General features: G+C 50.8%; 35 protein-coding genes. 29 read left to right on the plus strand and 6 right to left on the minus strand.

Features of this window, described 5'->3' with window-relative positions; genetic code table 11:
- The first annotated feature begins 28 nt into the window (after window positions 1-28).
- The 7 genes from ACS18Q_RS17815 to ACS18Q_RS17845 all read left to right on the plus strand — a co-directional run bounded on the left by ACS18Q_RS17815 (window position 29) and on the right by ACS18Q_RS17845 (window position 4,421).
- Complete coding sequence (locus tag ACS18Q_RS17815) at window positions 29-499, plus strand: GNAT family N-acetyltransferase (RefSeq protein WP_014257198.1); 471 nt, start codon at window positions 29-31, stop codon at window positions 497-499.
- A gap of 83 nt (window positions 500-582) precedes the next feature.
- On the plus strand, window positions 583-1,119 hold the full coding sequence (locus ACS18Q_RS17820; protein WP_004727995.1) for a DUF924 family protein: 537 nt from the start codon (window positions 583-585) through the stop codon (window positions 1,117-1,119).
- Between the two features lie 262 nt (window positions 1,120-1,381).
- Complete coding sequence (locus ACS18Q_RS17825; protein ID WP_154179948.1) at window positions 1,382-1,858, plus strand: HAD family hydrolase; 477 nt, start codon at window positions 1,382-1,384, stop codon at window positions 1,856-1,858.
- A 9-nt stretch (window positions 1,859-1,867) separates the two neighbouring features.
- Complete coding sequence (locus ACS18Q_RS17830; RefSeq protein ID WP_158108665.1) at window positions 1,868-2,410, plus strand: isochorismatase family protein; 543 nt, start codon at window positions 1,868-1,870, stop codon at window positions 2,408-2,410.
- 71 nt (window positions 2,411-2,481) lie between these two features.
- Window positions 2,482-2,964, plus strand: a complete 483-nt coding sequence (locus ACS18Q_RS17835) for a GNAT family N-acetyltransferase (RefSeq protein WP_441258217.1) — start codon at window positions 2,482-2,484, stop codon at window positions 2,962-2,964.
- A 132-nt stretch (window positions 2,965-3,096) separates the two neighbouring features.
- Window positions 3,097-3,657 carry a class IV adenylate cyclase gene (cyaB, locus tag ACS18Q_RS17840; RefSeq protein WP_143680806.1) on the plus strand — a complete coding sequence of 187 codons (561 nt, stop codon included), beginning with the start codon at window positions 3,097-3,099 and terminating at the stop codon, window positions 3,655-3,657.
- Between the two features lie 32 nt (window positions 3,658-3,689).
- Window positions 3,690-4,421, plus strand: coding sequence for a glucose 1-dehydrogenase (locus ACS18Q_RS17845; protein ID WP_143680805.1), 732 nt, complete (start codon window positions 3,690-3,692; stop codon window positions 4,419-4,421).
- Here the strand turns inward: ACS18Q_RS17845 and ACS18Q_RS17850 are convergent.
- Window positions 4,418-5,104 carry a tRNA (adenine(22)-N(1))-methyltransferase gene (locus ACS18Q_RS17850; RefSeq protein ID WP_143680803.1) on the minus strand — a complete coding sequence of 229 codons (687 nt, stop codon included), beginning with the start codon at window positions 5,102-5,104 and terminating at the stop codon, window positions 4,418-4,420. The two genes, ACS18Q_RS17845 and ACS18Q_RS17850, sit on opposite strands and share 4 nt — an antisense overlap.
- A 193-nt stretch (window positions 5,105-5,297) precedes the next feature.
- Here ACS18Q_RS17850 and ACS18Q_RS17855 point away from each other — a divergent pair, with 193 nt between their 5' ends.
- From ACS18Q_RS17855 to ACS18Q_RS17940, 18 genes are all read left to right on the plus strand, one after another.
- Complete coding sequence (locus tag ACS18Q_RS17855; protein ID WP_143680870.1) at window positions 5,298-5,729, plus strand: VOC family protein; 432 nt, start codon at window positions 5,298-5,300, stop codon at window positions 5,727-5,729.
- A gap of 102 nt (window positions 5,730-5,831) precedes the next feature.
- On the plus strand, window positions 5,832-6,341 hold the full coding sequence (locus ACS18Q_RS17860; protein WP_143680801.1) for a YbaK/EbsC family protein: 510 nt from the start codon (window positions 5,832-5,834) through the stop codon (window positions 6,339-6,341).
- Window positions 6,341-6,721, plus strand: coding sequence for an STAS/SEC14 domain-containing protein (locus ACS18Q_RS17865; RefSeq protein ID WP_014257207.1), 381 nt, complete (start codon window positions 6,341-6,343; stop codon window positions 6,719-6,721). Before ACS18Q_RS17860 ends, ACS18Q_RS17865 begins: the two co-directional genes overlap by 1 nt.
- A 45-nt stretch (window positions 6,722-6,766) precedes the next feature.
- Window positions 6,767-7,123, plus strand: coding sequence for a hypothetical protein (locus ACS18Q_RS17870; RefSeq protein WP_143680799.1), 357 nt, complete (start codon window positions 6,767-6,769; stop codon window positions 7,121-7,123).
- Complete coding sequence (locus tag ACS18Q_RS17875) at window positions 7,111-7,545, plus strand: MazG nucleotide pyrophosphohydrolase domain-containing protein (RefSeq protein ID WP_055466990.1); 435 nt, start codon at window positions 7,111-7,113, stop codon at window positions 7,543-7,545. Before ACS18Q_RS17870 ends, ACS18Q_RS17875 begins: the two co-directional genes overlap by 13 nt.
- Window positions 7,546-7,679: 134 nt before the next feature.
- Window positions 7,680-8,318, plus strand: coding sequence for an alanine--tRNA ligase-related protein (locus ACS18Q_RS17880; RefSeq protein WP_158141950.1), 639 nt, complete (start codon window positions 7,680-7,682; stop codon window positions 8,316-8,318).
- A 104-nt stretch (window positions 8,319-8,422) separates the two neighbouring features.
- A complete protein-coding gene (locus ACS18Q_RS17885) occupies window positions 8,423-8,773 on the plus strand; it encodes a GlpM family protein (protein ID WP_004728009.1) in 351 nt (116 codons plus the stop codon).
- 38 nt (window positions 8,774-8,811) lie between these two features.
- Window positions 8,812-9,219, plus strand: coding sequence for an NUDIX hydrolase (locus tag ACS18Q_RS17890; RefSeq protein WP_232659588.1), 408 nt, complete (start codon window positions 8,812-8,814; stop codon window positions 9,217-9,219).
- Between the two features lie 142 nt (window positions 9,220-9,361).
- Window positions 9,362-9,991 (plus strand): LysE family translocator, encoded by a 630-nt coding sequence (locus ACS18Q_RS17895; RefSeq protein WP_014257211.1) that lies wholly within the window; start codon window positions 9,362-9,364, stop codon window positions 9,989-9,991.
- Between the two features lie 17 nt (window positions 9,992-10,008).
- Window positions 10,009-10,476: an OsmC family protein gene (locus ACS18Q_RS17900; RefSeq protein ID WP_143680791.1), complete on the plus strand. Its 468-nt coding sequence runs from the start codon at window positions 10,009-10,011 to the stop codon at window positions 10,474-10,476.
- Between the two features lie 17 nt (window positions 10,477-10,493).
- On the plus strand, window positions 10,494-11,075 hold the full coding sequence (locus ACS18Q_RS17905) for a DJ-1/PfpI family protein (protein ID WP_441258133.1): 582 nt from the start codon (window positions 10,494-10,496) through the stop codon (window positions 11,073-11,075).
- Between the two features lie 94 nt (window positions 11,076-11,169).
- On the plus strand, window positions 11,170-11,718 hold the full coding sequence (locus ACS18Q_RS17910) for a cysteine hydrolase family protein (RefSeq protein ID WP_004728015.1): 549 nt from the start codon (window positions 11,170-11,172) through the stop codon (window positions 11,716-11,718).
- A gap of 170 nt (window positions 11,719-11,888) precedes the next feature.
- A complete protein-coding gene (locus tag ACS18Q_RS17915; RefSeq protein WP_158141947.1) occupies window positions 11,889-12,323 on the plus strand; it encodes an excinuclease in 435 nt (144 codons plus the stop codon).
- A 63-nt stretch (window positions 12,324-12,386) separates the two neighbouring features.
- Window positions 12,387-12,920 carry a GNAT family N-acetyltransferase gene (locus ACS18Q_RS17920; RefSeq protein WP_038152099.1) on the plus strand — a complete coding sequence of 178 codons (534 nt, stop codon included), beginning with the start codon at window positions 12,387-12,389 and terminating at the stop codon, window positions 12,918-12,920.
- A gap of 31 nt (window positions 12,921-12,951) precedes the next feature.
- On the plus strand, window positions 12,952-13,566 hold the full coding sequence (locus ACS18Q_RS17925; RefSeq protein ID WP_014257217.1) for a LysE family translocator: 615 nt from the start codon (window positions 12,952-12,954) through the stop codon (window positions 13,564-13,566).
- 23 nt (window positions 13,567-13,589) lie between these two features.
- Window positions 13,590-14,276 (plus strand): DUF4336 domain-containing protein, encoded by a 687-nt coding sequence (locus ACS18Q_RS17930; protein ID WP_441258134.1) that lies wholly within the window; start codon window positions 13,590-13,592, stop codon window positions 14,274-14,276.
- A gap of 27 nt (window positions 14,277-14,303) precedes the next feature.
- Window positions 14,304-14,945: an O-methyltransferase gene (locus ACS18Q_RS17935; protein WP_441258135.1), complete on the plus strand. Its 642-nt coding sequence runs from the start codon at window positions 14,304-14,306 to the stop codon at window positions 14,943-14,945.
- Between the two features lie 80 nt (window positions 14,946-15,025).
- Entirely contained in the window at window positions 15,026-15,994 is a 969-nt protein-coding gene (locus tag ACS18Q_RS17940; protein ID WP_441258218.1) for a D-2-hydroxyacid dehydrogenase family protein, read from the plus strand.
- Here the strand turns inward: ACS18Q_RS17940 and ACS18Q_RS17945 are convergent, their stop codons facing one another.
- The gene (locus ACS18Q_RS17945; protein WP_441258136.1) at window positions 15,995-16,552 is read right to left on the minus strand and encodes a TetR/AcrR family transcriptional regulator; all 558 of its coding nucleotides are present in this window, start codon (window positions 16,550-16,552) and stop codon (window positions 15,995-15,997) included.
- 100 nt (window positions 16,553-16,652) lie between these two features.
- Here ACS18Q_RS17945 and ACS18Q_RS17950 point away from each other — a divergent pair, with 100 nt between their 5' ends.
- The 3 genes from ACS18Q_RS17950 to ACS18Q_RS17960 all read left to right on the plus strand — a co-directional run bounded on the left by ACS18Q_RS17950 (window position 16,653) and on the right by ACS18Q_RS17960 (window position 19,397).
- A complete protein-coding gene (locus tag ACS18Q_RS17950) occupies window positions 16,653-17,120 on the plus strand; it encodes an HPP family protein (protein WP_004728023.1) in 468 nt (155 codons plus the stop codon).
- Window positions 17,121-17,281: 161 nt separating this feature from the next.
- The gene (locus tag ACS18Q_RS17955; protein WP_441258137.1) at window positions 17,282-18,196 is read left to right on the plus strand and encodes a LysR family transcriptional regulator; all 915 of its coding nucleotides are present in this window, start codon (window positions 17,282-17,284) and stop codon (window positions 18,194-18,196) included.
- 154 nt (window positions 18,197-18,350) lie between these two features.
- The gene (locus tag ACS18Q_RS17960; RefSeq protein ID WP_014257224.1) at window positions 18,351-19,397 is read left to right on the plus strand and encodes an AbrB family transcriptional regulator; all 1,047 of its coding nucleotides are present in this window, start codon (window positions 18,351-18,353) and stop codon (window positions 19,395-19,397) included.
- 105 nt (window positions 19,398-19,502) lie between these two features.
- On the opposite strand, the gene tkt is transcribed toward ACS18Q_RS17960, so the two are convergent.
- A complete protein-coding gene (tkt, locus tag ACS18Q_RS17965) occupies window positions 19,503-21,494 on the minus strand; it encodes a transketolase (RefSeq protein WP_158141943.1) in 1,992 nt (663 codons plus the stop codon).
- A 109-nt stretch (window positions 21,495-21,603) separates the two neighbouring features.
- Window positions 21,604-22,554, minus strand: coding sequence for a transaldolase (tal, locus tag ACS18Q_RS17970; protein WP_014257226.1), 951 nt, complete (start codon window positions 22,552-22,554; stop codon window positions 21,604-21,606).
- A gap of 452 nt (window positions 22,555-23,006) precedes the next feature.
- On the opposite strand from tal, the gene ACS18Q_RS17975 reads away from it, so the two are divergent.
- The gene (locus ACS18Q_RS17975) at window positions 23,007-23,996 is read left to right on the plus strand and encodes a sugar-binding transcriptional regulator (RefSeq protein ID WP_143680407.1); all 990 of its coding nucleotides are present in this window, start codon (window positions 23,007-23,009) and stop codon (window positions 23,994-23,996) included.
- Between the two features lie 66 nt (window positions 23,997-24,062).
- On the opposite strand, the gene ACS18Q_RS17980 is transcribed toward ACS18Q_RS17975, so the two are convergent.
- Both ACS18Q_RS17980 and moeB read right to left on the minus strand, forming a co-directional pair.
- A complete protein-coding gene (locus ACS18Q_RS17980; RefSeq protein WP_441258138.1) occupies window positions 24,063-24,893 on the minus strand; it encodes a sulfurtransferase in 831 nt (276 codons plus the stop codon).
- Between the two features lie 92 nt (window positions 24,894-24,985).
- Complete coding sequence (gene moeB, locus ACS18Q_RS17985) at window positions 24,986-25,738, minus strand: molybdopterin-synthase adenylyltransferase MoeB (protein ID WP_055465333.1); 753 nt, start codon at window positions 25,736-25,738, stop codon at window positions 24,986-24,988.
- Between the last annotated feature and the right edge of the window lie 2 nt (window positions 25,739-25,740).

Consider the following 25,740-nt stretch of genomic DNA (forward strand, 5'->3'; position numbering starts at 1 on the left):
CCATGATTCACCGCGAAAGGACGCGAATATGTTGACGCTCCAGCCCATGTTGCCACAACACCTTGAACAAGTTGCCGAGTTGAAGGTGGCCGATGACCAACTCAAATTTGTCGGTACCATTGACGAGATTCTCGTTAATATCGACGACCAAATTCATCCTCACGTCTTGGTTGCCAATGGCAACGTGGTCGGTTTTTTCCTTATTGATACGACGTACAGCCTGCAATACGACTTTGCTGGTGCGCACAATCTAGGACTGCGTGCGTTTTTTGTGTCGCAACAGGCGCAAGGGAAGGGCTATGGCAAGCAAGCGGCGGCATGCATGAAAACGTATCTGCACAGCAGCTATCCGCAATTTTCGCGCGTTTATCTGACCGTCAATTGCAAAAATCCCGGAGCCCGTCACTGTTATCTTCACGGTGGTTTTGTCGATGACGGCGAATTGTATCTCGGCGGCGCTGCTGGCCCACAACACATCATGCATCTTGATCTATCATGAGAATCTCCGCCGATTTTTCGCGTTTCTTCAATCACTTCCGTCGTCTGCGTATATACTTTTAATTCAACCATAAGGAGCGTGGCATGTATCAAAGTGTTCTGACGTTTTGGTTCAACGAACTGACCCCAGAGATGTGGTGGAAAAAAGAGGTGTCGCTTGATGATCAAGTGCGCGATCGCTTTACGCCGCTGCATGAGCAGGCGGTAAAAGGGGAGCTATTTCATTGGCGACAATGTCCACAGGGGGCTTTGGCGGAAGTCATTGTTCTCGACCAGTTCTCTCGCAACATGTTTCGAGACACGCCCAGAGCATTCGCTCAGGATCCACAAGCGCTCACTTTGGCGCAGTTTGCGATTGAAAAGGGTTTTCACAAGCAGCTCAACAAAACGGAGCAAGTTTTCCTTTATTTGCCATTCATGCACAGTGAATCGCGGTTGATCCACGCCGCCGCGATGGATCTTTACAGTGAATTGGGCGAGCAAGTGAATCTCGATTTTGAAATGCAGCACAAAGCGATCATTGAGCGTTTTGGCCGTTATCCCCATCGAAACGCCATTTTAGGCAGGCCATCGACTGAAGAAGAGCTGGCGTTTCTCAAACAGCCCAACTCCGCATTTTAGGTGGCACCGCGATCGCAATCGGTTCTAGGAAAACAGAAGATTGCTACGCACAAACGAAGCTGGCGTACAGCGAATATAGCCCTGCGGCAATTTAACAAGCGTTCAGTGTGGTTGAGGACGTGGCTTTTGCTGAACTGATGGGGGCGCGGAACGTACAAAGCGATATGGATTCGTTCGAGAAGTCTCTCGATCAGAAAAAATTACAGACGCTGAGCGAGTAAGGGATGCATTGGGTTCAGCGCTCAATTAAGGAAAGGCAAACATGACCTCCATTTATCTATTTGATTGGGGTGATACCTTGATGGTGAACATGCCATCATATCAGGGCAAAATGTGTGATTGGCCGAGTGTGGAAGCTATGCCACAGGCGCTTGAAACCTTAAGAATGCTTAGCCAACACGCGCAGGTTTATGTCGCGACCAATGCTGATGATTCGACCGAAGCGGATATTCAACAGGCGTTTGCACGGGTGGGGTTAGATGACTTCATACAAGGTTATTTTTGCAAACAGACGTTGGGTTTTGCGAAAGGAACGCCCGAATTTTTTGCCACCATTCTTCATCATCTCAACGTACGTGCTGACGCGATCACCATGGTCGGCGATACACTCGAAAAAGACATTTTGCCTGCGTTAGATGCTGGCATGCAGGCGGTTTGGTACAACCCGTCACATCAAATGGCCAGCAAGCCCTATTCAGGGGCGGTCATCCACTCATTGGCAGAACTCATTGAAGAGTAGGGATTCGCGATGCTAGGGAAACACAATACGGGATTGATTGTGGTCGACATTCAGGGCAAGTTGGCGCAAATCGTTCATCAAAGCGAGGCATTGATCCGCAATGTTCGCGCGCTGATTCAAGGCGCGCAGGTGTTGGAACTCCCCATCATTTGGCTTGAGCAAAACGCGGCCAAATTGGGGCAAACGCATCCTGACTTGGCCGAATTGCTGTCGCGCAGCGCCCAACCGATTGAGAAGTTTCATTTCGGCGCGGGTAAAGAGCGCCTTTTTGTGGAAGCGATTCAACAGGCTGGCGCGATAAACTGGTTGGTGTGCGGCATCGAAACGCACATTTGTGTGTATCAAACGGTGTCGGGGCTACTCGCAGAAGGGTTGCATGTTGAAGTGGTACAGGATGCTGTTTCTTCGCGAAGTGAGGCGAATCTTGCCTTGGGGCTGAAGAAAATGGTTCACCAAGGCGCGCAGTTAACGTCGGTGGAAATGTGTTTGTATGAGCTGGTGGAGGATTGCCGCGCCGCAGAATTTAAACCGATTTTACAATTGATTAAGTGAAGCGCGCTGGTGAACATGATGCTTGACGGGATGGATGTTGCGATAAAGAATGTGACCTTCTTTTCGAAGTCATCAAGGACACATCAGCAATGGACATTGCAGTCGATAATCTACAAGAATCTGGCGTTATTCGTTTGTTGGAAGAGCATCTGGCGGACATGTACGCCACATCGCCTCCAGAAAGTGTACACGCGCTGGATGTTGAGGCACTGAAGCACCCATCGATTACATTTTGGGCCGCGAAAGATGATGGCGAAGTGCTTGGTTGCGTCGCGCTGAAAGAGTTGGACGCACAGCATGGAGAAATCAAATCGATGCGAACGGCATCTGCGGCGCGTCATCGCGGCGTGGCCTCGCAGCTGTTGTTACACTTGATCAACGAAGCCAAGGCGCGTGGATATCAAACGTTGAGTCTGGAAACTGGTTCTGAAACGTTTTTTCTGCCAGCGCGCACGCTGTATGAGAAAAACGGTTTTCGCTATTGCGAGCCTTTTGCCAATTACAAACCCGATCCCAACAGCAAATTTATGACCCGTGATCTGACCGAGCAATAAGGATAAGAAGGCTGCAACTCATGCGGCCTTTTTGTTAAGGTGCTGTATTCCTCGGACGCGCGTTTCCTCAATTCTCTCGTTGTACGCACTCAGCCGCGCCGGCTTGCCCGAGTGTGATAGGAGCTTTCATTGATGAGTCAATCCCATTTTTCCGGTCGTTATGAAGTGGAGCTGAAATATCGCATCGCTTCCAAAACGCAGTTTCTTCATCAGCTCAGCCAGATGCCTCATGACGTGATGTTGGAAGACAATCACGAACGTGATGATTATTTCGATACGCCGCAGCGCACGTTGCGTGAGCAACACAAAGCGTTGTGCATTCGTGACATGCAGCCATCAGGCATCCGTTTGTGGATCGTCAAAGGCCCGGGGGATGATTGTTGCCAGGCGACCAATATCACCGATGTGGATACGGCGAAAAACATGCTCATCACCATGGGGTATGAGTGCGTTCTGACAATGCAAAAGACGCGCAGTATCTATTTTGTCGGCGAGTTCCATATCACCGTGGATGTGTTGCCGGGAATTGGCGAGTTTGCTGAGTTTGCAATCATGACCGACGATGAAAGCGCACTTGCGATGTATCGCGCGCAATTGGTTGAGCTGGCTGCGCGGTTTGGTTTAGCAGAACAGGATCGAGAACATCGCGCGTATCGCACGCTGTTTGAACAACATCAAACCCACATGTCCTAGCAAAAATAGAGGGACGAGTTTCAAGGATGAGTATGAATCAAGTCGTTATTGTCACCGGCGGAAGCCGAGGAATTGGTGCCGCAACGTCGCTGTTGCTGGCACAACAAGGATACGCGGTCTGCGTGAACTATCGCGCCAATCGCGCCAGTGCCGACAAGGTGGTCGAAGCCATTACGCAAGCGGGTGGCCGCGCTTTTGCTATGCAAGCGGATATTGCCAAGGAAGAGGACGTTATCGCCTTGTTTACGGCGACGCAGCAGCGTTTTGGGCCTGTGACCCATTTGGTCAATAACGCTGGCATCTTGGACAAACAGAGCCGTTTGGTGGAGATGAGCGTCGCGCGGTTTCGTCATGTGCTGGACACCAATGTCACCGGTTGTTTTCTCTGTTGCAGAGAAGCGCTCAAGCAAATGCCATCCGGCGGTGCAATTGTCAATGTGTCGTCTGCGGCCTCCCGCAGCGGTGCGCCGTTTGAATACATCGACTACGCAGCCTCAAAAGGGGCGATGGATGCTTTGACCAAAGGGTTGTCGCTCGAAGTTGCAGAACAAGGCATTCGCGTGAACGCGGTGCGGCCGGGCTTTATCTATACCGAGATGCACGCCGATGGCGGTGAACCGGGACGCGTGGATCGCTTAGCGCCCAACATTCCGCTTCAGCGTGGTGGTACGCCGGAAGAAGTTGCCAACGCCATCGCATGGTTGTTGTCGGATGAAGCCTCGTATGTGACCGGCTCCTTTATTGATCTGGCGGGTGGACGTTAATTGCCGAGTTGAACGGCCTGATAGGCTGCCAAAATTGGCGCTACTTTTTCAGGCGTGCTCTGCTGCATGCGCGCGTAATGCGCCAGCAACTTGGCATGATAGCGTTGAGCAACGTCGCGATATTCGTTGTTGGGTCGCCAAATTTGCGAGCCGACCATCGAGATTGGGTCATTCACTGGGCTGTCGCTGTTGACGGCCACGTGCAGCACTTCGTAGTAGCGTCGGTTATCTTCCAGCAGCGTTTCAGTGATGCACTGCGCGCCGAGTTGATGTAACTGCTGACGCAACGTGTAAACATGATGCACCGGACACAGTAAAAATTCGATGGACGTGTTGGGGTGGTCGGTTGTCACGCGACTGACCAGCTCCGACATCAAATCACCGCCGACACCGGCAATGATCACTAAATGGGTTCCGGCATAATCAGACAACGGCAAGGCGCCGACATCTTGGCAGTGGGTTTGCCAGTGAAAACCGCTATCTAGTGGAAAATAGTACTCAAGCCGCTGCTGCACCAATGCCATAAGATCGGGCACGATATCCACAAAATGCACATGAGTCTCTGCCATGCGTTGTAGCAATGTCATTCCCAAAAATCCGTGGTCACAGCAACAATCCCAAATGTGGTCATAGTGTTGCGTCACAAGCTTTTCAATGGTCTGCAGGCGTTTACTCAGTTTCATTCATTCACAGCAAAGTCGTTCAAGAGGCGCTATTGTAGAGATTAGTGTGACGTTGGCGAAGTCATTTCTGCTCAAATCAAAAGGATGGTGACAAAGGAGGCCTACGTCGTGGCGATAACTGAGCGAAACGGTCCGCTGCGCTCGTACAAGCGGTTATCGCGAACATGGGAAGCGGAAGTTCTGGAGGCAAATGATGATCAACATTCGTGGCTTGGATCATGTGGTGCTGCGTACCACCAAGCTGGATCAAATGCTGCATTTTTATCAAACCTTACTTGGCTGTCAGCTGGAACGCGAATTGGCGCAGGGGCTTACTCAGCTTCGCGCTGGCAATGCGTTGATCGACATTGTGACGGTGGACAGTGAACTCGGGCAATTGGGCGGCCAAGCGCCACAGCAAAATGGACGCAACGTCGATCATTTCTGTTTGCAGATTACGTCCGTCGATGAAACTGAACTGACGGCATTTCTCGACCGTCACCACATTCCCCATTCTGATTTCGCCGAACGTTATGGCGCGCAAGGCTTTGGTCGCTCGGTGTACCTTGATGACCCTGAAGGCAACGTCGTGGAGCTCAAACCCTATGTTGAAACAAGTGAAGCCAGTGCGATAAACGTTCAGTGACCGATGCGCATTAATCAACGCGAAGCGTACGTTAAACGGGTTGCGGCCGAGTGAGTGGCACGTTATGTTGGTCATTCAATACTAAACAAGGAAGTCAACGTCATGAGTCAGGAACTGAAATCCTCGTCGCAACGTGTGCAGGATTTTCTCTCTCGCCACGGTCAACAATTTGTGGTCAGGCAAATGCCGGCATCCACCCGCACCGCAGCCGAAGCGGCTGAAGCCGTTGGATGCAACATCGGGCAAATTGCCAAATCGCTCATTTTTAAAAACAAAGCGACTGGTGAACCGGTGTTGATCGTCGCCTCGGGTGCAAACATGGTGTGTACACGCAAAGTTGAACAAGCGACGGGCATCAAATTGAGCAAAGCGGACGCGGATTTTGTTCGCGAGAAAGTCGGGTACGCCATTGGTGGTGTGCCGCCGGTCGCCCATCATGCGCAAGTGACGACCATCCTTGACCCATCACTCAAACAGTATGATGCAATTTGGGCGGCCGCTGGCACGCCGAACTCCTTGTTTGAACTACACTCAAACGAGTTGGAACTGCTCACTCAGGGGACTTGGGTCGAACTGGCCAAGTCGCCCCATATTCAGCAAGAGGAGGTGTGATGAGTGTGCAACGACACGGCATTTCGATTGGGTTAGACAGAATCGACGATCAGTTTTTCGTGGTCATCAAAGCGGTGGGAACCCTGACGCATCAAGACTATGAAATCATGACGCCGATGCTTGAGGCGGCGCTGGTCAAAGTGAATGAACCGAAGGTGAAAGTACTGTTTGATGCCACAGCGCTGCACGGCTGGGAACTGCGTGCAGCGTGGGATGATTTTAAGCTCGGCCTCAAATACGGTTCTGACTTCGATAAGATCGCGCTGTATGGTAAGCCCGGTTGGCAAGAGTTAGCGGCCAAGATTGGCAGTTGGTTTATCTCAGGCGACATTCGTTTTTTTGAAGATGAGGCGCAAGCACTTGCATGGTTGGCGTTGTGAATGCAAATTAGCTATGTTCAACCCCAAGCAAAGAGTAGATATTGAGTGAAATTTCAACGTTTTTTAGGGTGTACTTTTCTGGCGCTGATGGCGATGCCAGCATTCAGCGCCACGTTAGAAACGCCGCATTATGTCATCGAAGTGACACCACAATGCGAAGAAGGTAATGTTTCTTGTGACAATGTCACTTACGTTGGGCGTGCAAAAGAGAGTGGTAAGCTGATTGCTCTGAAAGGCGAGACGCTGCACATGATGTGTCAAGATGGCAAAACGCCGTGTCGTTTTCTCGGCTATCACTTTGTGAACGGCAATACCGAATACCAAGTGTTGGAAAACGGTATTTTACGCGTGGTACAAAATGCCAAAGTGATTCTTGAAGAGAGAGGTCAATGGCAACACTAACACAGACGCTGGGCTTGAATGTTGAAGCGTTATTGGCGATTGCGCAGCGTAAAAACCGCATCGATCAATCCAGTGATTGGTTTCATGGCGCGCAAACGTATCTGACGGAAATACATTCAGAACTGCAAGAAGTGCAGGATGAGATTCCGCATCAACGGCGCTGCTTTTTGGAAGAAGAACTGGGGGATGTCTTGTGGGATTATCTCAATCTGTTGCTGTCGCTAGAGCAGGAGAGCGAGATTCAAATGGAAAGCGTGATTGCTCGTGCGTGTCAGAAATATGAGCAGCGCGTGGGAGCCATTGAACAGGGCATTTCCTGGGATGATGTTAAAGCGCAGCAGAAAATGACACTGCAAGCGGAACAGGATGCGTGGGATGCAAAAACAACGTCCGCCGTCGCCGCGACGGTGGAAAGCCGCTAAAGTAAGACGTTGCGAGTCATGATTGCATCACCGTTTTCTAACCCCTATTTTTTCAAAGCATTTTTATCACGCTTATTGATGAAGTATGTTTCATTAAGCATAAGCACAGAAGCGTAACAGAAGAGACACAAGGAATGTGTAAGAAGCAATTTTGGGTCAACCCCTATCAAACGGCGCATTTGACCAAAGTGAGTTGGCTCGAAGGCGATCAGGTCGAGCTGGAAGAAACCATTTTCTATGCTGAATCGGGCGGGCAAGAGAGCGATACGGGCACCATTGCCGGGATCGCTGTACTCAAGGCTGAAAAACAAGGACGCACGATTCGTTACACGCTCGAGCAAACGCCAGCTTTCTCCGTGGGCGAAGAAGTGTGGGTCAAGATTGATTGGCCGCGTCGCTATCAGCTCATGAAACTGCATTTTGCCGCCGAGTTGGTTCTGGAGCTGTTTTACCAGCAGTTTTCAAACGTTGAGAAAATTGGCGCGCACATTTCCCAAGATAAAAGCCGTATCGACTTCTATTGGCCGGAGAGTATTGCGCCGCTGTTGCCGAGTGTGACAGAGCAAGCCAATCACCTGATCGCGCAAGATACGCCAATTCTCAGCGCCTTTTCCGATGAAGCCGAAGAGCGTCGCTATTGGCAAGTGGAAGGCTTTGCCAAAGTGCCGTGTGGCGGGACGCACCTCAAAAGCACCGGTGAAGTGGGGCCGATTCGCCTCAAACGTAAAAACATCGGTGGGGGCAAAGAACGCGTCGAAATCTATCTGACATAAAAACAAAATTCTCACATGATGATAATTTTGTTTTTACATCGTGTCTCATCCCCCTATAGTGAGGTCATACGAATTCAACGCTACTCGGTTATCAGGGATGAACCATGGTCGCTCTATTTTTTAAATGCCTACTTGGCGCATTCGCGGTGTTGCTGATTGCGCTGTTGTCGAAAAGTAAAAGCTTTTTCATTTCCGGTTTGGTGCCGTTGTTTCCGACCTTTGCGCTGATCGCGCACTACATTGTCGGTACCGAGCGAACCATGGATGAACTGCGTGTCACGGCGTTGTTTGGGTTGTATTCGTTGATCCCTTACGGCGCTTATTTGCTCTCGGTGTACTATTTCAGCTACAAATTTAATTTGGTGTGGACGCTCAGCTTAGCCACGCTGGTCTGGATTGCGTTCGCAGGCTTACTGCTGTTGAGCTGGAGTCGTTTTCATCCCAGCATGGCGTGATGGGGCAGTCCCGCAGTCAATCGAAGAAGGAAGTCTCCATGGACGTGTTTGAGTGTGTGTCGTTTATGCTGGTCAACGATGGAAAAATCCTGCTGGAAAAGCGTTCAGCCAGCAAAACGCATGATCCCAATATGGTGGCGATTCCGGGCGGGCACATTGAGGTTGGTGAAAGCCAAACGGATGCTTTGCTCCGCGAGCTGGATGAAGAACTCGCGGTATTGCCACAACAATCGGTCTATCTCTGTTCGTTATATCACCCAACCGGAGAATTACAGTTGCTGCATTACTATGTGATTCCGCAATGGTGCGGCGAGATCGCCTGTCATGAAGCGGAAGCGGTGTTTTGGGCAGACATTGACCCAAGCGCCGTTGAAACGGATGCGGACCGATTGGCAATTCTGGAGTACCAACGCTTGTATGCCAGTGGCGTGTTGTCGCTGCCTTGATGCAGCGTGCGGTATAAATGAATTAACATGGCATCATTTTATGCGTATGGTTGAATTTGCGCGCGTGAATGATTCACCGCATCACATCGGCCATGCCGGCCGAATGAACGTTTGTTAAAACAGACTGGAAAAGGAGTTTCCTATGTCACTCGAAACCTGGATGGTTTTTGCCTTGGCTGTGCTTATTCTCACGGCATCGCCGGGGCCAAGTTCGCTACTCTGTATGACCAAAGGTGTTGTGTCTGGCTGGCGACGGGCGTTTGCTACCGCGCTGGGCAGTTTGACGGCGATTACCGGCATCATGACCTTGTCATTCACCGGCCTTGGGGTGCTCATCGCTTCGTCAGAAGTGATCTTCAATGTTGTTAAATGGTTCGGTGCCGCTTACTTGGCTTACCTTGGCGTGAAAGCGCTGACGTCAAAGCAAGATCAATACGATATGGTCAATGGTGAAGCGAACCAAGTTGCCGGTTACCGCGCGCATTATGTCAGCGGTTTTATTGTCGGTGCCAGTAATCCCAAAGCCATTCTGTTTTTCACTGCACTGTTTCCACAGTTCATTGACCCTCACGCAGCGCTGCTGACTCAATACCTTATTTTTGCCTCAACGTTCATGGTGATGGAGCTATCTTGGCTCTGTGTTTACGCGTATCTCGGGGCAAAATCCTCCACATGGATCCTAGCCAAAGGGCGCGCCAAACTGTTCAACCGCCTTACGGGCGGGGTGTTTGTTGGCGCCGGTGCGTGGCTCTCCACTGTTTCAAGAACCTAAATCGATAGGAGCAATGCATGTCGCAGTACGGCGCAACCGTGAAATGGCAACGTCAGCCAAGCGAAGTGTTTCATGACAACCAATACAGTCGAGGCCATGAATGGCAGTTTGATGGTGGTGTCACGGTACCTGCTTCGGCATCACCTCATATTGTGCCGTTGCCCTTGTCGGTGGCTGAGAATGTCGATCCGGAAGAAGCGATGATTGCGGCATTGTCGAGTTGTCATATGTTGGTGTTTTTGTCGATTGCGGCGAAAAAGCGTTATGTGATCGAATCGTATGAAGATCAGGCCATCGGTACATTGGCGCCCAATCAAGAAGGCAAAACGGCACTCACTCAGGTGGTGTTGCGACCCAAAGTCATCTTCTCAGGAGAGAAGCAACCCAGCGTGGAGATGCTCGAAAAAATGCATCATCAATCGCATGAAAACTGCTTCATCGCGAATTCGGTCAAAACTGAAGTCACCACGCAAATCGTGCTGTAACAGACAAGGATTCAAGGATGAATATCGCCATTTACATTTATGACGAAGCGGAAGTGCTCGACTTTTCTGGTCCATTTGAAGTGCTGAGTACGGCGAAGCGTTTGGCTGGCAACGATTGGCGTGTCTTTTTCGTGGCTCAGCACGACACGTTGGTGAACGCGCGCGGTGGCTATGGCGTCAATCCGCATTACTGCTTCCAGAATCATCCGCCAATTGATGTTTTGATTGTGGTAGGTGGCGTGCACACCGCGGAGTTGAACAAGCCCGAGGTGGTGGACTGGATCCGCGCGGTTGCACGTGACGCAAGCGAAGTGGCCTCGGTGTGTACGGGGGCCTTTCTGCTTGCCAAGGCCGGTGTAGTGACCGATCAATCGGTTACCACACATTGGGAAGATATTGCTGATTTAAAAGCGATGTTTCCAGCGCTGGATGTTCAGGCGGATGTGCGTTGGGTGCGCAGTGGCCACATCACCACGTCGGCTGGCATTTCCGCAGGGATCGACATGAGCCTGTATTTGGTCTCGGTGCTCGACTCAATGGCATTGGCCGAGCGCACGGCGAACCAGATGGAATACGATTGGAACAAAACTCAACAATGAAGGATCGCTTTCGGTGAATTATGCTTGTTGAGAGAAAGTTTCGTCATTTGAACTGCTGTTAGAATGACGACAAAACGAGTCAGAGAGATGTGGTATGAAAAATAAAGCGTTACTGATTATTGATGTTCAGGAATCCCTTTTTGAGCCGGTGCCAAAGCCCTACGCGGCAAAAGATGTTGTGCACAACATCAACACGCTGAGTCATTGGGCAAGGGAGAAAGGCTATCCGGTGATCTTCATTCAACACGAAGAGCCAGAATACCCAGAGCTGAAATACGAGAGTGAAGGGTGGCAACTGCAACATGATTTGAACACCGAAGAGGGGGATCTGTTTGTGCGTAAAACCACGCCGGATTCGTTCCACCACACAGATTTACGTTGCTTGCTGGAAGAGCAGGATATCGATGAATTAGTGATCTGTGGGTACGCTTCTGATTTTTGTGTGGACACCACCACACGTCGCGCTGCGGCATTGGGTTATGCGATTCAACTGGCTACGGATGCGCACACCACGCATGACAAGCCCCATGCCTCTGCCGAACTGATTCGTCATCACCATTCGTTTGTGCTGTCTCATATTTCCAGTTTCCGGGTGCCGATCAAGGCGATGACCACCCTAGAAATTTGCCAAAGTACAGACTAATTCAGGCGTCTTCGTCACTCACGCCGCGTCACGAAAGTGAGACGCTTAGCCTGTCAATGATTTGTCTCATCAATAAGTTGTTTGCAGGCTGGACATTAAATCGATATGGTAGAAGTTTCTTAAGACAACAAGTTTGTTGCCGTTCTACATATTTCATTTCAGGATAAAAAATGAAAAAGATCCTTCCTGCGATTTTATCGACGTTAGTGCTTTGTTCCGCTTCTGCTGTTGCTCGTGATGATGTGGGCAATTACTCGATTCAAGATGCTTTAAACCAAGAGGTTGCCCAAACCAAATTGGGTGATGACGTTCAATTTTTCTTTGGTGATCAAGTGCATCCAGCGGTACTGAAAACGATGGGTGAGTTCAAAACCAACAAGAAAACCAACGCCTTTAACAAAAGCGATGAAGAAGCGTGCCAATGGGTCTTTCTCTCAGCCATGATCGCGCTGAAAGACCGCGCCATCAAAGAAGGTGGTAATGCTGTCGTTAACATCAAATCGAACTACAAAAATAATCTCACGTCCAGTGAAGATACTTTTCAATGTGGTGCTGGCGCTGTGATTGCTGGTGTCGCGCTCACGGGTGAAGTTGTCAAACTGTAACCCGATACGATTGCGAAAGGTGGAGCCCGAATTCGGGCTCTTTTTGTCGCCCAAGGGGGTCTTTTGAAGTTAGTTGCGCCGCACCCGTGCTACGAATCTGCATTTCATATTTTCTATCAAGATTTTGTGCATCATGACCCGGAAAATTCGGCTTACTATGAGCCGAGTCAGCATGCATTTGCTCAATACGTTCAACGGCTCAATGATGAAGCACAAGGGATTGGCTTGCCGACCGGATACGTGCCTTGCAATCATTTCTGGCTGGTGGATGATGCGCATCAAATCTTGGGGGCGATTCGTGTGCGGCACCATATAGAAAATGACTTTCTGCGTGTTGAATGCGGGCATATCGGTTATGACGTTGCTCCATCACAACGACGACAAGGGGTTGGTAGCCATATGCTATCGCTCGCGCTTCGCCAAGCACACGCCTTAGGGATTGAGCGGGCCTTGTTGGTCGCCGATTCAGACAACTGGGCTTCCAGAGGCGTCATCGAAAACAATGGCGGTGTATTTGAAAGCTTGGTTTGGGGAAAGGTCTTTGAGTGCGAATTGGCTCGGTATTGGATTGAAACCTCTGGTTCCGCACCCAACTGATGGATTGATTGACGACGAAGGAGAGGCTGCAATGGAGTATGTATGGGCGACTATTTTGTTTGCGATCGCCTCGTCGGTGACCCCCGGTCCCAACAACATCATGGTGATGACATCAGGACTCAACTTTGGGGTGAAGAAGAGTTTACCTTTGCTGACGGGCATCTGTGTTGGCTTTACCGTCATGTTACTGCTGGTCGGGTTGGGATTTGGCCAGTTGTTTGATCGCTTTCCGCTGTTGCACGTGGTGATTAAATGCGTTGGAACAGCTTACTTGCTCTATCTTGCGGTGTTGATTGCCCGCGCTTCGAATACCATTCAAACCGCTCCCCAAACCCAGCCGTTCGGCTTTCTTAAAGGTGCACTTTTTCAATGGGTGAATGCCAAAGCATGGGTTGTTGCAACCGGTGCAATTGCGGCATTTACCACCGTTGGCGCTAACTTTGTAACTCAGAATCTCATGATTGCTGCGACGTTCTTTGTCGTCTCTTTTCCGTGCGTGGGTGTGTGGTTGCTGTTTGGTTCGCTGTTGAAAAAGTGGTTGCAATCACCAAAGCAAAGACAATGGTTTAACTGGGTCATGGCGGCGTTGCTCGTCGTTTCTGTGATGCCGGTTGTGAGAGAAATTGTGAATCAACTGACGGCGTAACACGCCAACGGAGAGATGCCTGCATGCAAGCCATCGGTGAACAAATTTGGATTGTGGACGGCGATGCCGTGCCTTTTTTTACCTTGCCTTATACCACGCGCATGACGGTGGTTAAACTCAGCAACGACCAACTCTGGATTCATAGCCCGATTCGACTGACGCCCGAGCTGCAACGCGCCATTGATGCTTTGGGCGATGTGGCATTCCTCATCGCGCCCAATCATCTGCATCATTTGTTCGTGCAGGATTGGCAGCTCGCTTATCCTCATGCGTTGACCTACGGCACGCACCAGGTGATCGCAAAACGTCCTGATTTACGCTTTGATGGCGTTTTGGATGCCCAGTTGGACAATCCGTGGGATTCGGACATTCATTACCTGCTGTTTACCGGTTCAAAGGTAATGCAAGAAGCGGTCTTTTTTCATCGTGCCAGTTCAACCCTCATCGTGACCGATCTGATTGAAAACTTTTCACCGCAATCCTTTGGCGGCTGGAAGATGACCTTGGCAAAAGCAGCGGGCGTGGTGGCGCCACACGGCAAAATGCCGCTCGATTGGCGTTTGAGTTTCACGTTCCACAAACGTGAGGCCAAGCAGCACCTTGAGACCATGCTCGCGTGGCAACCGGAGCAAATTGTGATGGCGCATGGTGAATGGATTACTGCGAATGGCTGCGCGTTTTTAAGCCGTTCATTTCATTGGTTGCAATAACGTCAAGCACAATCAGGGAGGTTCACGATGCAAAATAAACTCAGCCCAGCGATGCAAACACTGCTTTGCGAGCTGGAGCAAAAAGGGGCAGACAATGACGCGACTCAAACGGATCGCCAATTCAAATACCTCAATATCACGCGTGATACCGGCGAATTGCTCTATTGGTTGGTCAAAAGCGGTGGGGTAAAGCGTGTTCTCGAACTTGGCACGTCAAACGGCTATTCCACGTTGTGGCTGGCTGCAGCGCTGCCGAATGATGGGCAGATCTTTACGATTGAGCGCAGCGAACACAAGGTGGCGGAAGCACAAGCCAATTTCGCACGAGCTGGTGTTGAGCATGTCATCGACATCTTGGTGGGCGATGTGCTTGAGCAAATCCACAACGTGCCACACGAGCTTGATTTGGTGTTTATGGATACACAGCGCAGCGTCTATCTTCAATTGATTGCACCGGTGCTGGCGCGCTTAAAACCGGGAGGCGTGATTGTGGTGGATAATGCTATTTCACATGCCAGCGAAATCGAATCCTTTGTCGATTATTTTGAGCAACGGGATGAATTTACCACCAGTTTGCTTACCGTTGGCAAAGGGGAATACCTGATCCACAAATCGGCCGATGTATCACCGCATGAACCGATGTCGGCTGAACACGAGCAGACCCGATAACGATCATCTGCTGATCATGACAACGCCAATCTCCACCCTCCAATCATAGGGCGTAGGGCGACACAAACGGATATATGATGATGAAAATCGCGATTCTAGACGACTATCAAGATGTCGTGCGTGAGCTGAAAACCTTCCAACAATTGGCGGGTTATGAGGTGACGGTGTTTAATCACACGTTCGAGAGTGAAGAGGCGCTGGCTTTGGCGTTAGCGCCATTTGATGCTGTGGTGTTGATCCGCGAACGAACGGTGATCACTGAATCGCTGCTTGCGCGTTGTCCGAACTTAAAACTCATCAGTCAAACGGGCAAAGTGAGCAATCATATTGATGTTGCGTTGTGCCACCGATACAACGTTGAAGTGGCGGAAGGGGTTGGCTCGCCAACCGCGCCCGCGGAGCTGTGTTGGTCGCTGATCATGGCTGCTTCGCGTCATCTGCCGCAGTACATCACTCAGTTGCAACAAGGCCATTGGCAACACAATGGGAACTTGGGATTGGGACGGGTGCTTGCAGGGCAGACGCTTGGGCTTTGGGGCTACGGCAAGATCGGCCAAATGATCGCACAATACGCCAAAGTGTTTGGCATGCAGGTTCTGGTGTGGGGCAGTGAGACGTCATGCGCGCTGGCGGGTGAACACGGATTTGTGGCAGCAGAGAGCCAAGCGACGTTCTTTGCGCAATCAGATGTCATTTCGCTCCATTTACGACTCAATGAGGCAACTCGGGGTATTGTGACGTATTCGGATCTCGCGCGAATGAAACCCAATGCACTGTTTGTGAATACCAGCCGCGCTGAGCTGGTGGCACCCGATGCGTTGTATCGTGCAATGACCCAGTGTCCAACTCGGCGAGCCGCGGTGGATGTCTACGAACAAGAGCCATGTGATGCCACGATTCAACCTTTGATTGCGCTCAGCAATGTTCTGTGTACGCCCCATTTAGGATACGTGGAGCGTGAAAGTTACGAGCTCTATTTCAAGCATGCGTTTGCGAACGTAATTGCGTTTGCTCAAGGGCAACCCACCAATCTGGTCGCACACTCGTGATCAACCTAACAACCTAGGCAACATCGTGAGGATCGGTCTGGCGGCGTTCATGTCGCCATTGACCTGCGCTGTCACGATCGCCCCTTCCTTCAATAAGCACACCGTGTCCAACAAATCGGTTTGACGCGCTTGTTCGCCTGTCAGGCAGTGACGCACGATACTTCTAACCTTGGCTTTATGCGCTTGGCAATACGCTGCGAGGGTGGGGTTGTCGTCGCGGTATTCGACAGCGGTATTGATAAAAAAACAGCCGCGAAACGGTTGCAGCGCTGGCACATCGTCGTGAAACCAGCGATCAAGCGCGTGAAACAAGCCTTGCAACGCTTCGATACCCGGGCGCAAATGGGTGACTTCGTGACGTAGCCAATCAAGAAAAATAGTATCTCGGTACTGCAAAGCAGCCAATACCAACTCGTCTTTGCTGCTGAAGTGATGATAGAGCGTTTTTTTCGCAATGCCCGATTGTTTCAATACTTCGTTAATCCCAATCGCTCGAATGCCATGTTGGTAAAACAGCATCAATGCGGTTTGAATCAACTGTTCACGTTTATCACTCATGCTTTGCTCCTGTGTCGACAAAATTGATGTTGACACAGGTAGACAGACTTGTCTATTTTAATTGGGTAGACAGAGTGGTCTACCCACAAGGAGAAATAGAATGAATCATTTGAAGTCCGCTTTATTGGCAGGGTGTGCGGCGACGTGCGCCATCGGGTTACTTTCGTATGCGGATGCATGGAGCAGTGCGGGTTTGTGGTTGATGGCGCCATTCGGAGCCACGGCTGTGTTGGTGTTTGGCGTGCCAGACAGCCCGCTAGCGCAGCCGAAAAATGTGATTTTTGGTCACTTGATTACCGCGACTGTCGGATTGGCGTTCGTCCATGGATTGCCAGTGGAGCCGTGGAGTTTGGCATTGGCAACGGGGCTTGCCATCAGTTTAATGCTCGCCACCAAAACGACGCACCCGCCTGCGGGGGCGAATCCGCTGCTCATCATGCTCACAGCGCAAAGTTGGTCGTTTTTGATCACACCGGTATTGATTGGCGCGGTCGTCATCGTGCTGTGCGGTCAATTGAATCAAGCGTGCAACCGAAAATGGTTGGCTGCTCGTCAAAGCCGTGCTTAAACAGCGCAGTCACCGGGTATGGCCAACCGGTGACTGACGTTTCTTGCGTCGTTGCAGGTCATCCAAGGGGAATTGAAGGCGGTTGATGACTAACTTACGCCTAAAACGTAGAATAATTATCATATATTCTTCGTTTGATAATTTATTGTTATGGTGAGTACATGTTGAATCCTAACTGGCTGATGACGTTTAAAACGTTGATTGAAACCGGCCACTTTACTCAAACCGCTGACAAATTGTTTATGACGCAGCCAGGCGTGAGTCAGCACGTTCGCAAGTTGGAAGAGGCGTGTGGACACGCGTTGATCAAACGCATCAATAAGACGTTTGAAATCACCGAGCAAGGACGGTTGGTGTACGAATATGCCTGCCAGCAAGCGCAAAGCGAGCGGAATCTGTTGATTCAATTGGGTGAAGATGATCCCTTTTCTGGGCGCTACAAGTTGGCGTGTTCCGGTGCGATGGCGTTAACGCTATACCCGCAACTGCTCGATATTCAACAGCGTCATCGCGGCTTGTCGATTGAAGTGGAGGCGGCGCCGAATCAACGCATTATGCGTCAGGTCGAAAGCGGTGAGGCGGATGTCGGTATCGTGACGCACGTACCCAATCAAAGTTTGTTGCAAGTGGAAGAAATAGGCCAAGAGCCGCTGTTCATTGTGGTGCCCAAAGCGTATGAACAAACGCCGAACCTTGCAGAAACGCTGTTGGAACTCGGGTTAGTGAGCCATCCCGATGCGGAACATTATTTGTCGCTGTACTTGTCTCGTTGTGATGACGAGCAGTTGCGACAAGTCGATACTGCCAAGCTTCACGTGAGTAGCTACGTCAATCAGATTAACCAGATTTTGGTGCCAGTGGCGCGAGGCCTTGGCTTTACGTTGTTGCCTAAATCTGCCGTGAGTAGCTTTGTGGATGCAGACCGTATCGCTGTTCTCCAGCGCGAGACGCAGGTGTATGAAACACTGTATCTGATTCACAAACGCCATCGCGTTTTGCCGCAACGGACCACGTATCTTAATCAGGCGTTAAAAAGCTTGCTGTCACCGTGCTTGAGAGACTCGGGGCCAGCATAGTTGTGCCATCGCGATGCAATGTTGCGCTGTTCGGCGTAGAATGACGACGCTGTCTCGCGTCGCCATTGTTCATGCCATGGATAACAGACGCCCATTCTCACCATTGTCTAAGCGGCGGCGCAATCGTTGCCGGTAGTATTAACAAGAGCGAATCATGTTCAAACGATCTTCTATCACCAATCTGGGGCAGATCCTTGTGGTTGCTGCGATGGGTTCCTTGGCTGCACAGTGCTTTACCTTGCCGCTAACGGGGCTATTTTTATCTGCTTTTGTCGTGATTCTTTTGCGAAAGCGGTTTAACCATGCGTTGCGTATTCCACAAACCTTATTGATGTTTATCCAAGTCGTGTTGGGCATCAGTGTTGGTGCGACGATCTCGATTGCCGAGTTAGCTCACACCATCAGCTTGCCGGTCATTTTGGGGTTGATCGTGTGCCTCATGTTGCAAACTGGCGGCAGTTTTTGGTGGTTGCATAAGCGCGAAAAGTGGAGTCCGTTTGAATCGCTTTTGGCGGCAGTACCGGGCGCAATGGCAGCCATTCTGGTGATCAGTGAATCGGAGAGTAAACCGTCACCGAAAGTGGTCTATGCCCATTCGGTACGTTTAATCATCTTGATTGTTCTGGCTGGGGTCATCTCCAGCAATACCGCTGAAGTCGTCAAAGAGAGTGTTGCGCTGAATTTGGAACAATGGAGCGTGCTGGCCGGGATTGTGGCCATCAGTATGGTGAGTGGCAAACTCTCAGTACGTTTCGGCGTGCCTGCGCCTTATATGATTGCTTCCTTGGTGATTGCTGCTGCGTGTAACGGCATCATGGCGCCGGTGACATTAGCGGTTCCAGTGTGGTTGGTGCTGTTTTCTACCGCGTTGCTGGGCGTGTTGATCGGTGCTCGTTTGGCGGAAACCACGTTGCGAGAAGCCGTCTCTTATTCAAAAGCAGGTGTGATGGTGACATTCATTGGCATGTTAGTGGCTGTGATTACGTCTTATATTGCGTCGATTGCGCTGGGGATGCCTTGGTTGGTGATGTTGCTATCTTGGGTGCCGGGCAGCGTGGAAGCCATGACGGCTGTGGCATTGCTGTTAGGGCTGGAGCCTGCGTTTGTGATGGTCAATCACGCGATCCGTTTATTGTTGCTCTATACGTTGCCTGCGTTGTTGAAAAACCAGCTTGAGGCGCTTCGTGACAGCGGACATTAATCGGCTGAGCTATCACACTGCACATAACTAATCCACATACTAAAAAAAACCAGAAAAAAAGCCCCGCTCATTGAGCGGGGCTTTCTGTGTGCGAAATGCTTGAGCTTATGCCAGCAGTTCTTTGGCAGTGTTCACGACGTTTTCAGTGGTGAAACCGAACAGTTTGAACAGCTCGCCAGCCGGCGCAGATTCGCCGAAGGTGGTCATACCGATGATGCGGCCACCAAAGCCAACGTACTTGTACCAGAAGTCGGCAATGCCAGCTTCGATAGCGATACGAGCAGTCACGTCTGCAGGCAGTACGGATTCACGGTACGCAGCGTCTTGTTTGTCGAATGCATCGGTCGATGGCATCGACACCACGCGCACTTGCTTGCCTTCGGCAGTCAGTTGCGCTGCAGCTTCCACCGCCAGCTCGACTTCAGAGCCAGTGGCAATCAGGATCAACTCAGGTTTGCCTGCGCAATCTTTCAGGATGTAGCCACCTTTGGTGATGTTCGCCAGTTGCTCGGCATCACGAGGTTGCTGCGCAAGGTTTTGACGCGAGAAGATCAGTGCAGTTGGCGCGTCTTTACGTTCAATCGCCAGTTTCCAAGCCACGGCTGATTCAACTTGGTCACATGGACGCCATGTGTTCATGTTTGGCGTCAGGCGTAGAGAAGCGATTTGCTCAACCGGTTGGTGCGTTGGGCCATCTTCACCCAGACCAATCGAGTCGTGCGTGTAGACTTGGATGTTTTGAATCTTCATCAGCGCAGCCATACGCATTGCGTTACGCGCGTATTCCATGAACATCAGGAAGGTGGCGCCGTAAGGCACGAAACCGCCGTGCAGTGCGATACCGTTCATGATGGCGGTCATACCAAATTCACGCACGCCGTAGTGGATGTAGTTGCCTGAGAAGTCGCTTGCTTCCAGCGATTTCGAGCCAGACCACATGGTCAGGTTTGACGGTGCAAGGTCTGCAGAGCCGCCCATGAATTCTGGCAGCAGTTTACCAAATGCTTCCAGTGCGTTTTGCGATGCTTTACGTGATGCAATGTTTGCTGGGTTCGCTTGCAGTTCAGCAATGATCGCGCTGCTGGCTTCTTCCCAGTTGGCTGGCATTTCACCCGCTACGCGGCGTTGGTATTCTGCAGCTTCTGCTGGGTAAGCAGCTGCGTAAGCGGCAAATTTCTCATCCCATGCTGATTCTTTGGCTGCGCCAGCTTCTTTGGCATCCCACTCCGCGTAGATGTCGGCAGGGATTTCAAAGGGTGCGTATTCCCAACCCAGGAATTCACGCGCGGCTTTGATTTCGTCAGCGCCCAGAGGAGCACCGTGACAATCGTGTGAACCCGCTTTGTTTGGTGAGCCGAAACCGATGATGGTTTTGGTACAGATCAGCGTTGGACGCGGGTCTGCTTTTGCTGCTTCAATCGCTGCGTTGATGGCATCTGAATCGTGACCGTCAACTGCAGGAATCACATGCCAACCGTAGGCTTCAAAGCGTTTTGGTGTGTCGTCTGAGAACCAGCCTTCTACGTGACCGTCGATCGAGATGCCGTTGTCATCCCAGAATGCGATCAGTTTGCCAAGGCCCAATGTGCCAGCCAGAGAACACGCTTCGTGTGAGATACCTTCCATCAGACAGCCGTCACCCATGAACACATAAGTGAAGTGGTCAACGATGTCGTGGCCCGGTTTGTTGAATTGTGCTGCCAGTGCTTTTTCAGCAATCGCCATACCCACAGCATTGGTGATGCCTTGGCCCAGTGGACCTGTGGTGGTTTCAATGCCCGGTGCGTAACCGTATTCTGGGTGGCCAGGGGTTTTTGAGTGCAGTTGACGGAAGTTTTTCAGATCGTCAATCGACAGATCGTAACCGCTCAGATGCAGCAATGAGTAAATCAGCATCGAGCCGTGGCCGTTCGACAGCACGAAACGGTCGCGGTCTGACCATTTTGGGTTTTGTGGGTTGTGGTTCAAGTGACTGCGCCAAAGTACTTCAGCGATGTCAGCCATACCCATTGGGGCACCCGGGTGGCCAGAGTTAGCTTTTTGTACACCGTCCATGCTCAGTGCACGGATTGCGTTAGCCAGTTGTTTGCGGTTCATAATAGATTCCGTAGTCGTTAGGATTTAAAAATGAATAGTCGAAAATAAATCGGGGAAGCGGGCGCTTCCCCTTGAATTTGATTTCCCTGTACGGGAAGTTGTCGAGCGATTAAAGTTTCGCTGCGATCATGGTTTCCAGTTTGCCTTGGTCTACTGCGAAGTTACGGATACCTTCTGCCAGTTTTTCTACCGCCATTGCATCTTGGTTGTGTTCCCACAGGAATTCAGAGTGAGTCATCGCTGCTGGACGTTCTTGTGTACCTTTCGAATCAACCAGTTTCTCAACCACGTCGCCTTCAGCCGCTTCTAGCTCAGCCAGTAGTGATGGCGCGATAGTCAGGCGGTCACAGCCAGCCAGTTCTAGGATCTCGCCGATGTTACGGAAGCTTGCGCCCATTACTACAGTTTTGTAACCGTGTTGTTTGTAGTAGTTGTAGATTTTAGACACAGACAGTACGCCTGGATCTTCTTGCGCTTCGAAGTCACGACCTTCTTTTGCTTTGTACCAGTCCATGATACGACCAACGAATGGTGAAATCAGGAACACGCCGGCTTCAGCACAAGCACGCGCTTGGGCGAAAGAGAACAGCAGAGTCAGGTTACAGTTGATGCCTTCTTTTTCCAGCACTTCCGCTGCGCGGATGCCTTCCCAAGTAGAAGCCAGTTTGATCAGGATGCGGTCGTTTGAGATGCCTGCATCGTTGTACATTTTGATCAGTTTGCGAGCTTTAACGATGCTGCCTTCAGTATCGTAAGACAGACGTGCATCAACTTCAGTCGAGATACGGCCTGGGATGGTGGTCAGAATTTCTTTACCGATGTTCACTGCCAGCATGTCACACGCTTCTTGAACTTGTTCTGCTTTGTCGCTGGTTTGTGATTTCGCGTATTCGATCGCTTGATCGATCAGTGGGGCATATTCTGCAATTTGAGCGGCTTTAAGAATTAGAGAAGGGTTGGTTGTTGCATCTTCTGGCTGGTATTTTTTGATCGCGTCAATTTCACCAGTATCAGCCACAACAGTTGTTAGTTTACGTAGTTGCTCTAATTTGTTGCTCATTTCGATCGTCCTATTCTTTGGGCTAGGCCAGCGATTCGCTGGGCATTTGCATGCAGGTTAGATAAGCGAATTGCCATGAGATGGCAAGCCTACTTATGACTAACACAATGTTTTTCAGCGACCGAGCAACTGTAGCGAACATTTGCTCGTTCGTTGAGTAAATGATGCATCCATATTTATCCTATCTATGCTGAAAGTCAATCGTGATTTGCCCTTTCTGCCGACTTTTACCCACTAATTTTATCTGACGCCAGCCAAGGCAAATAAAGAAACGTTTGCCTAAGTCTTACCGCACTTTGACAGGCAAAAATATCAGCGAGAATCATGGTGAGAAAATGTATTGGTTGTGAGCAAATGTTGCATTCATTTGGCGCTATAACATATGCTACGTCAATGAGCAGATGCTCAGTATCCGATACCATGCTGAGCAACGTAATGATTGAGAGCGTGACATGAGCGGTTCGAACCAAGATATTTCGGTGGAAAACACCGATTTGCTGACGGAGATTTCCGTTGCCTACTATCAAGATGGGGCAACTCAAGAAGAGATCTCGAAGAAGTTTGCGATTTCGCGTGCCAAAGTGGGGCGCATGCTGAAACAGGCGCGTGATGAGGGCATTGTCGAGATCACCGTGAAATACCATCCGGTGTTCAGTGCCAAGATTGAACAGCGTTTGATTGAACGCTTTGGTGTGAAGCGGGCGTTGGTGGCGCTAGACCAGCCCAACGAAGAGTTGCAGCGCCAACAAGTGTCGGGGTTGGTGTCGAATTACCTTTCCAGCACACTAAAGAATGGCATGGTGGTGAGCATCGGCCAAGGGCGCAACGTGTCTTCGGTGGCGCATCATGTGGGCGTGATTACGCCGCGTGATTGTAAGTTCGTGTGCAGCATCGGCGGCATTCACCCACGCGGGGGGATGTTTAACGCCGACCACATTTGTCGTCAGATGGCGAAGAAGTACGGTGGTACCTCAGAAACCTTGTACGCCCCAGCGTATGCCGAGAACCGCGCGCAGAAACTGGCTTTCATGCAAAACGCCACCGTCAAGCAAACGCTCGATCTGGCGCGCAAAGCAGACATCGCCTTGGTCGGCATTGGTGATATGAGTGAAAACAGCTACATGGTCGATTTGGGCTGGTTTACGCCGGATGAAGTGGTGCAGTCGCGTCTTAAGCAAGGCGTGGTCGGCGATTTCGCAGGATACGACTTCTTTAATGTGCATGGCGAGATTGCCAACACCGTGATGAGCGATCGCGTGATTGGTTTGGGCATTGAAGAATTTCGCCGCATCGCCGAAGTGATCGCGATTGCCGCCGAGAACAGTAAGCCGTTGGCATTGCTTGGTGCACTGCGCACTGGCGCCATCGATGTGATAGCGACCAGCGTGACCAACGCGCTGACGGTGCTCAACTTAGATGAACAGATGCGTGATACTCAATAGTGTGCTGCTATATTCGTCGCGAAATGAAAAGGCCACATGAACGTGGCCTTTTTGCTGTTTGAGAAGTTACTTCTCAATCGGTAAGTCGTGGCGCTGACCCCATTCCGTCCAAGAACCATCGTAGACGGCCAGATTCTGGTAGCCGCAGAGGGTGGCAGCGAGTAATACGATGCAGGCGGTGACACCGGAGCCGCAACTGAACAGATACTCATCGGCTGGACGAATGAGCGCTTGTTGCAAAATTGGTTTCAGCTCCGTTGGTGATTTCATCTGATGACCGTTCATCAGCTCAGCAAACGGCAGACAACATGCACCGGGAATATGACCGCTGCGAATTCCCGGGCGAGGTTCGGCCACTTGTGCCAGAAAACGGGCTTTGGATCGCGCATCGACAGTCAGGCTGCTGTCGTCATCGATTTTGCTTAACACGTAGTTCGCATCGACAAAGAAACGCGGGTCGAGTGTACCGGCAAAGTGACCGGGCGCATATGAATTATCGTAACTTTGGGTGACAGTGTAACCTTGGGCTTTCCATTCAGTCAGTCCGCCATCGAGAATGTAGACGTCATTGTGACCAAATGCTTTAAACATCCACCATGCGCGAGGCGAAGCAAATGTGCCGCTGTTGTCGTACACCACAATAATGGAATCTTGGTGGAGTCCCAGTTGCTGCGCCAGTTCATTAAAGCGCGCTTCCGTGGGCATCATGTGGGGAAGGTCGCATTCAGTGTCGCAAAACACGCTGTCGTAATCGAAACGGCGCGCGCCGGGAATCTTATTGACTTTGTCCTTTTCGGTTTCGCTCGGAATTTGAAAATCAATGCTGGCGTCGAGCACGACTAAGCGTGGATCGTTTTGTTTTTCTGCGAGCCAAGCTGGGGTAACTAATGGCGACATTCCACTTCATCCTGTATTGGGTGTGATGAGTTACGTTACTCAATTCTGGCAAAGAATCCAAATAAAAACAGGCGCTTCATTGCGCCTGTCGATTAGGAGTGACACACCGGACAAGTGGGCAGCTTCATCAGCTTCATTTCACGCCAAGACATGCTCATGGCATCTAACATCAGAATTTTACCGCGAATCGGTGCGCCGTAATTGGCCAGCACTTTGATCGCTTCCATCGCTTGCACGGCGCCAATGATGCCAACCACGGGCGCCATCACGCCAGCTTCGACGCAGCTTAACGCAGCGTTGCCAAACAGGGCGCTCAGGCACTGGTAACAGGGTTCGTCTTCGCTTTGGTAAGTAAACACGCTCACTTGGCCTTCCATACGAATCGCGGCGCCGGAAACCAGTGGGGTTTTGGTTTTAAAGCACAAGCGGTTCAACTGATTACGCGTGTCGACGTTGTCCGAAGCGTCCAACACTAAAGTATGTTGTTCAATCAGGGCTTCCAGCTCGTCGTCGCTCAGGCGCTTGGCGACGGTTTCAATGGTAATGTGCGGGTTGAGTTCTTGCAGCGATTGAGCCGCTGATACCACTTTCAACTGACCGATATTGGCATCATGGTGCAATACCTGACGCTGCAGATTGGAGAGCTCCACGGTGTCATTGTCAATCAGCGTGATTTGACCCACGCCCGCTGTGGCCAGATATTGGCTGGACGCGCAGCCCAAGCCGCCTGCACCGAGGATCAATACGGCACTCTGTTTCAGCGCTTCCTGACCATCAAAATCAAACTGTTTGAGAATGATTTGACGGTTGTAACGCAGCATTTCTGAGTCGCTGAGAATATCCACAC

Origin of the sequence: Vibrio sp. Vf1514, from assembly GCF_052076135.1 — a bacterium.
Lineage (GTDB): Bacteria > Pseudomonadota > Gammaproteobacteria > Enterobacterales > Vibrionaceae > Vibrio > Vibrio furnissii.

What these genes read in the sequence shown, in the direction of transcription:
- ACS18Q_RS17910 (WP_004728015.1), top strand. Translation starts at nt 11,170, where the DNA reads ATGAAAAATAAAGCGTTACTGATTATTGATGTTCAGGAATCCCTTTTT.
- ACS18Q_RS17930 (WP_441258134.1), top strand. Translation starts at nt 13,590, where the DNA reads ATGCAAGCCATCGGTGAACAAATTTGGATTGTGGACGGCGATGCCGTG.
- ACS18Q_RS17950 (WP_004728023.1), top strand. Translation starts at nt 16,653, where the DNA reads ATGAATCATTTGAAGTCCGCTTTATTGGCAGGGTGTGCGGCGACGTGC.
- ACS18Q_RS17975 (WP_143680407.1), top strand. Translation starts at nt 23,007, where the DNA reads ATGAGCGGTTCGAACCAAGATATTTCGGTGGAAAACACCGATTTGCTG.
- ACS18Q_RS17880 (WP_158141950.1), top strand. Translation starts at nt 7,680, where the DNA reads ATGTGTAAGAAGCAATTTTGGGTCAACCCCTATCAAACGGCGCATTTG.
- ACS18Q_RS17940 (WP_441258218.1), top strand. Translation starts at nt 15,026, where the DNA reads ATGAAAATCGCGATTCTAGACGACTATCAAGATGTCGTGCGTGAGCTG.
- ACS18Q_RS17955 (WP_441258137.1), top strand. Translation starts at nt 17,282, where the DNA reads ATGTTGAATCCTAACTGGCTGATGACGTTTAAAACGTTGATTGAAACC.
- ACS18Q_RS17825 (WP_154179948.1), top strand. Translation starts at nt 1,382, where the DNA reads ATGACCTCCATTTATCTATTTGATTGGGGTGATACCTTGATGGTGAAC.
- ACS18Q_RS17885 (WP_004728009.1), top strand. Translation starts at nt 8,423, where the DNA reads ATGGTCGCTCTATTTTTTAAATGCCTACTTGGCGCATTCGCGGTGTTG.
- ACS18Q_RS17935 (WP_441258135.1), top strand. Translation starts at nt 14,304, where the DNA reads ATGCAAAATAAACTCAGCCCAGCGATGCAAACACTGCTTTGCGAGCTG.
- ACS18Q_RS17820 (WP_004727995.1), top strand. Translation starts at nt 583, where the DNA reads ATGTATCAAAGTGTTCTGACGTTTTGGTTCAACGAACTGACCCCAGAG.
- ACS18Q_RS17890 (WP_232659588.1), top strand. Translation starts at nt 8,812, where the DNA reads ATGGACGTGTTTGAGTGTGTGTCGTTTATGCTGGTCAACGATGGAAAA.
- ACS18Q_RS17865 (WP_014257207.1), top strand. Translation starts at nt 6,341, where the DNA reads ATGAGTGTGCAACGACACGGCATTTCGATTGGGTTAGACAGAATCGAC.
- ACS18Q_RS17815 (WP_014257198.1), top strand. Translation starts at nt 29, where the DNA reads ATGTTGACGCTCCAGCCCATGTTGCCACAACACCTTGAACAAGTTGCC.
- ACS18Q_RS17850 (WP_143680803.1), bottom strand. Translation starts at nt 5,104, where the DNA reads ATGAAACTGAGTAAACGCCTGCAGACCATTGAAAAGCTTGTGACGCAA.
- ACS18Q_RS17925 (WP_014257217.1), top strand. Translation starts at nt 12,952, where the DNA reads ATGGAGTATGTATGGGCGACTATTTTGTTTGCGATCGCCTCGTCGGTG.
- ACS18Q_RS17845 (WP_143680805.1), top strand. Translation starts at nt 3,690, where the DNA reads ATGAATCAAGTCGTTATTGTCACCGGCGGAAGCCGAGGAATTGGTGCC.
- ACS18Q_RS17900 (WP_143680791.1), top strand. Translation starts at nt 10,009, where the DNA reads ATGTCGCAGTACGGCGCAACCGTGAAATGGCAACGTCAGCCAAGCGAA.
- ACS18Q_RS17905 (WP_441258133.1), top strand. Translation starts at nt 10,494, where the DNA reads ATGAATATCGCCATTTACATTTATGACGAAGCGGAAGTGCTCGACTTT.
- ACS18Q_RS17980 (WP_441258138.1), bottom strand. Translation starts at nt 24,893, where the DNA reads ATGTCGCCATTAGTTACCCCAGCTTGGCTCGCAGAAAAACAAAACGAT.
- cyaB (WP_143680806.1), top strand. Translation starts at nt 3,097, where the DNA reads ATGAGTCAATCCCATTTTTCCGGTCGTTATGAAGTGGAGCTGAAATAT.
- ACS18Q_RS17860 (WP_143680801.1), top strand. Translation starts at nt 5,832, where the DNA reads ATGAGTCAGGAACTGAAATCCTCGTCGCAACGTGTGCAGGATTTTCTC.
- tal (WP_014257226.1), bottom strand. Translation starts at nt 22,554, where the DNA reads ATGAGCAACAAATTAGAGCAACTACGTAAACTAACAACTGTTGTGGCT.
- ACS18Q_RS17875 (WP_055466990.1), top strand. Translation starts at nt 7,111, where the DNA reads ATGGCAACACTAACACAGACGCTGGGCTTGAATGTTGAAGCGTTATTG.
- ACS18Q_RS17830 (WP_158108665.1), top strand. Translation starts at nt 1,868, where the DNA reads ATGCTAGGGAAACACAATACGGGATTGATTGTGGTCGACATTCAGGGC.
- ACS18Q_RS17895 (WP_014257211.1), top strand. Translation starts at nt 9,362, where the DNA reads ATGTCACTCGAAACCTGGATGGTTTTTGCCTTGGCTGTGCTTATTCTC.
- ACS18Q_RS17915 (WP_158141947.1), top strand. Translation starts at nt 11,889, where the DNA reads ATGAAAAAGATCCTTCCTGCGATTTTATCGACGTTAGTGCTTTGTTCC.
- ACS18Q_RS17855 (WP_143680870.1), top strand. Translation starts at nt 5,298, where the DNA reads ATGATCAACATTCGTGGCTTGGATCATGTGGTGCTGCGTACCACCAAG.
- ACS18Q_RS17945 (WP_441258136.1), bottom strand. Translation starts at nt 16,552, where the DNA reads ATGAGTGATAAACGTGAACAGTTGATTCAAACCGCATTGATGCTGTTT.
- ACS18Q_RS17960 (WP_014257224.1), top strand. Translation starts at nt 18,351, where the DNA reads ATGTTCAAACGATCTTCTATCACCAATCTGGGGCAGATCCTTGTGGTT.
- tkt (WP_158141943.1), bottom strand. Translation starts at nt 21,494, where the DNA reads ATGAACCGCAAACAACTGGCTAACGCAATCCGTGCACTGAGCATGGAC.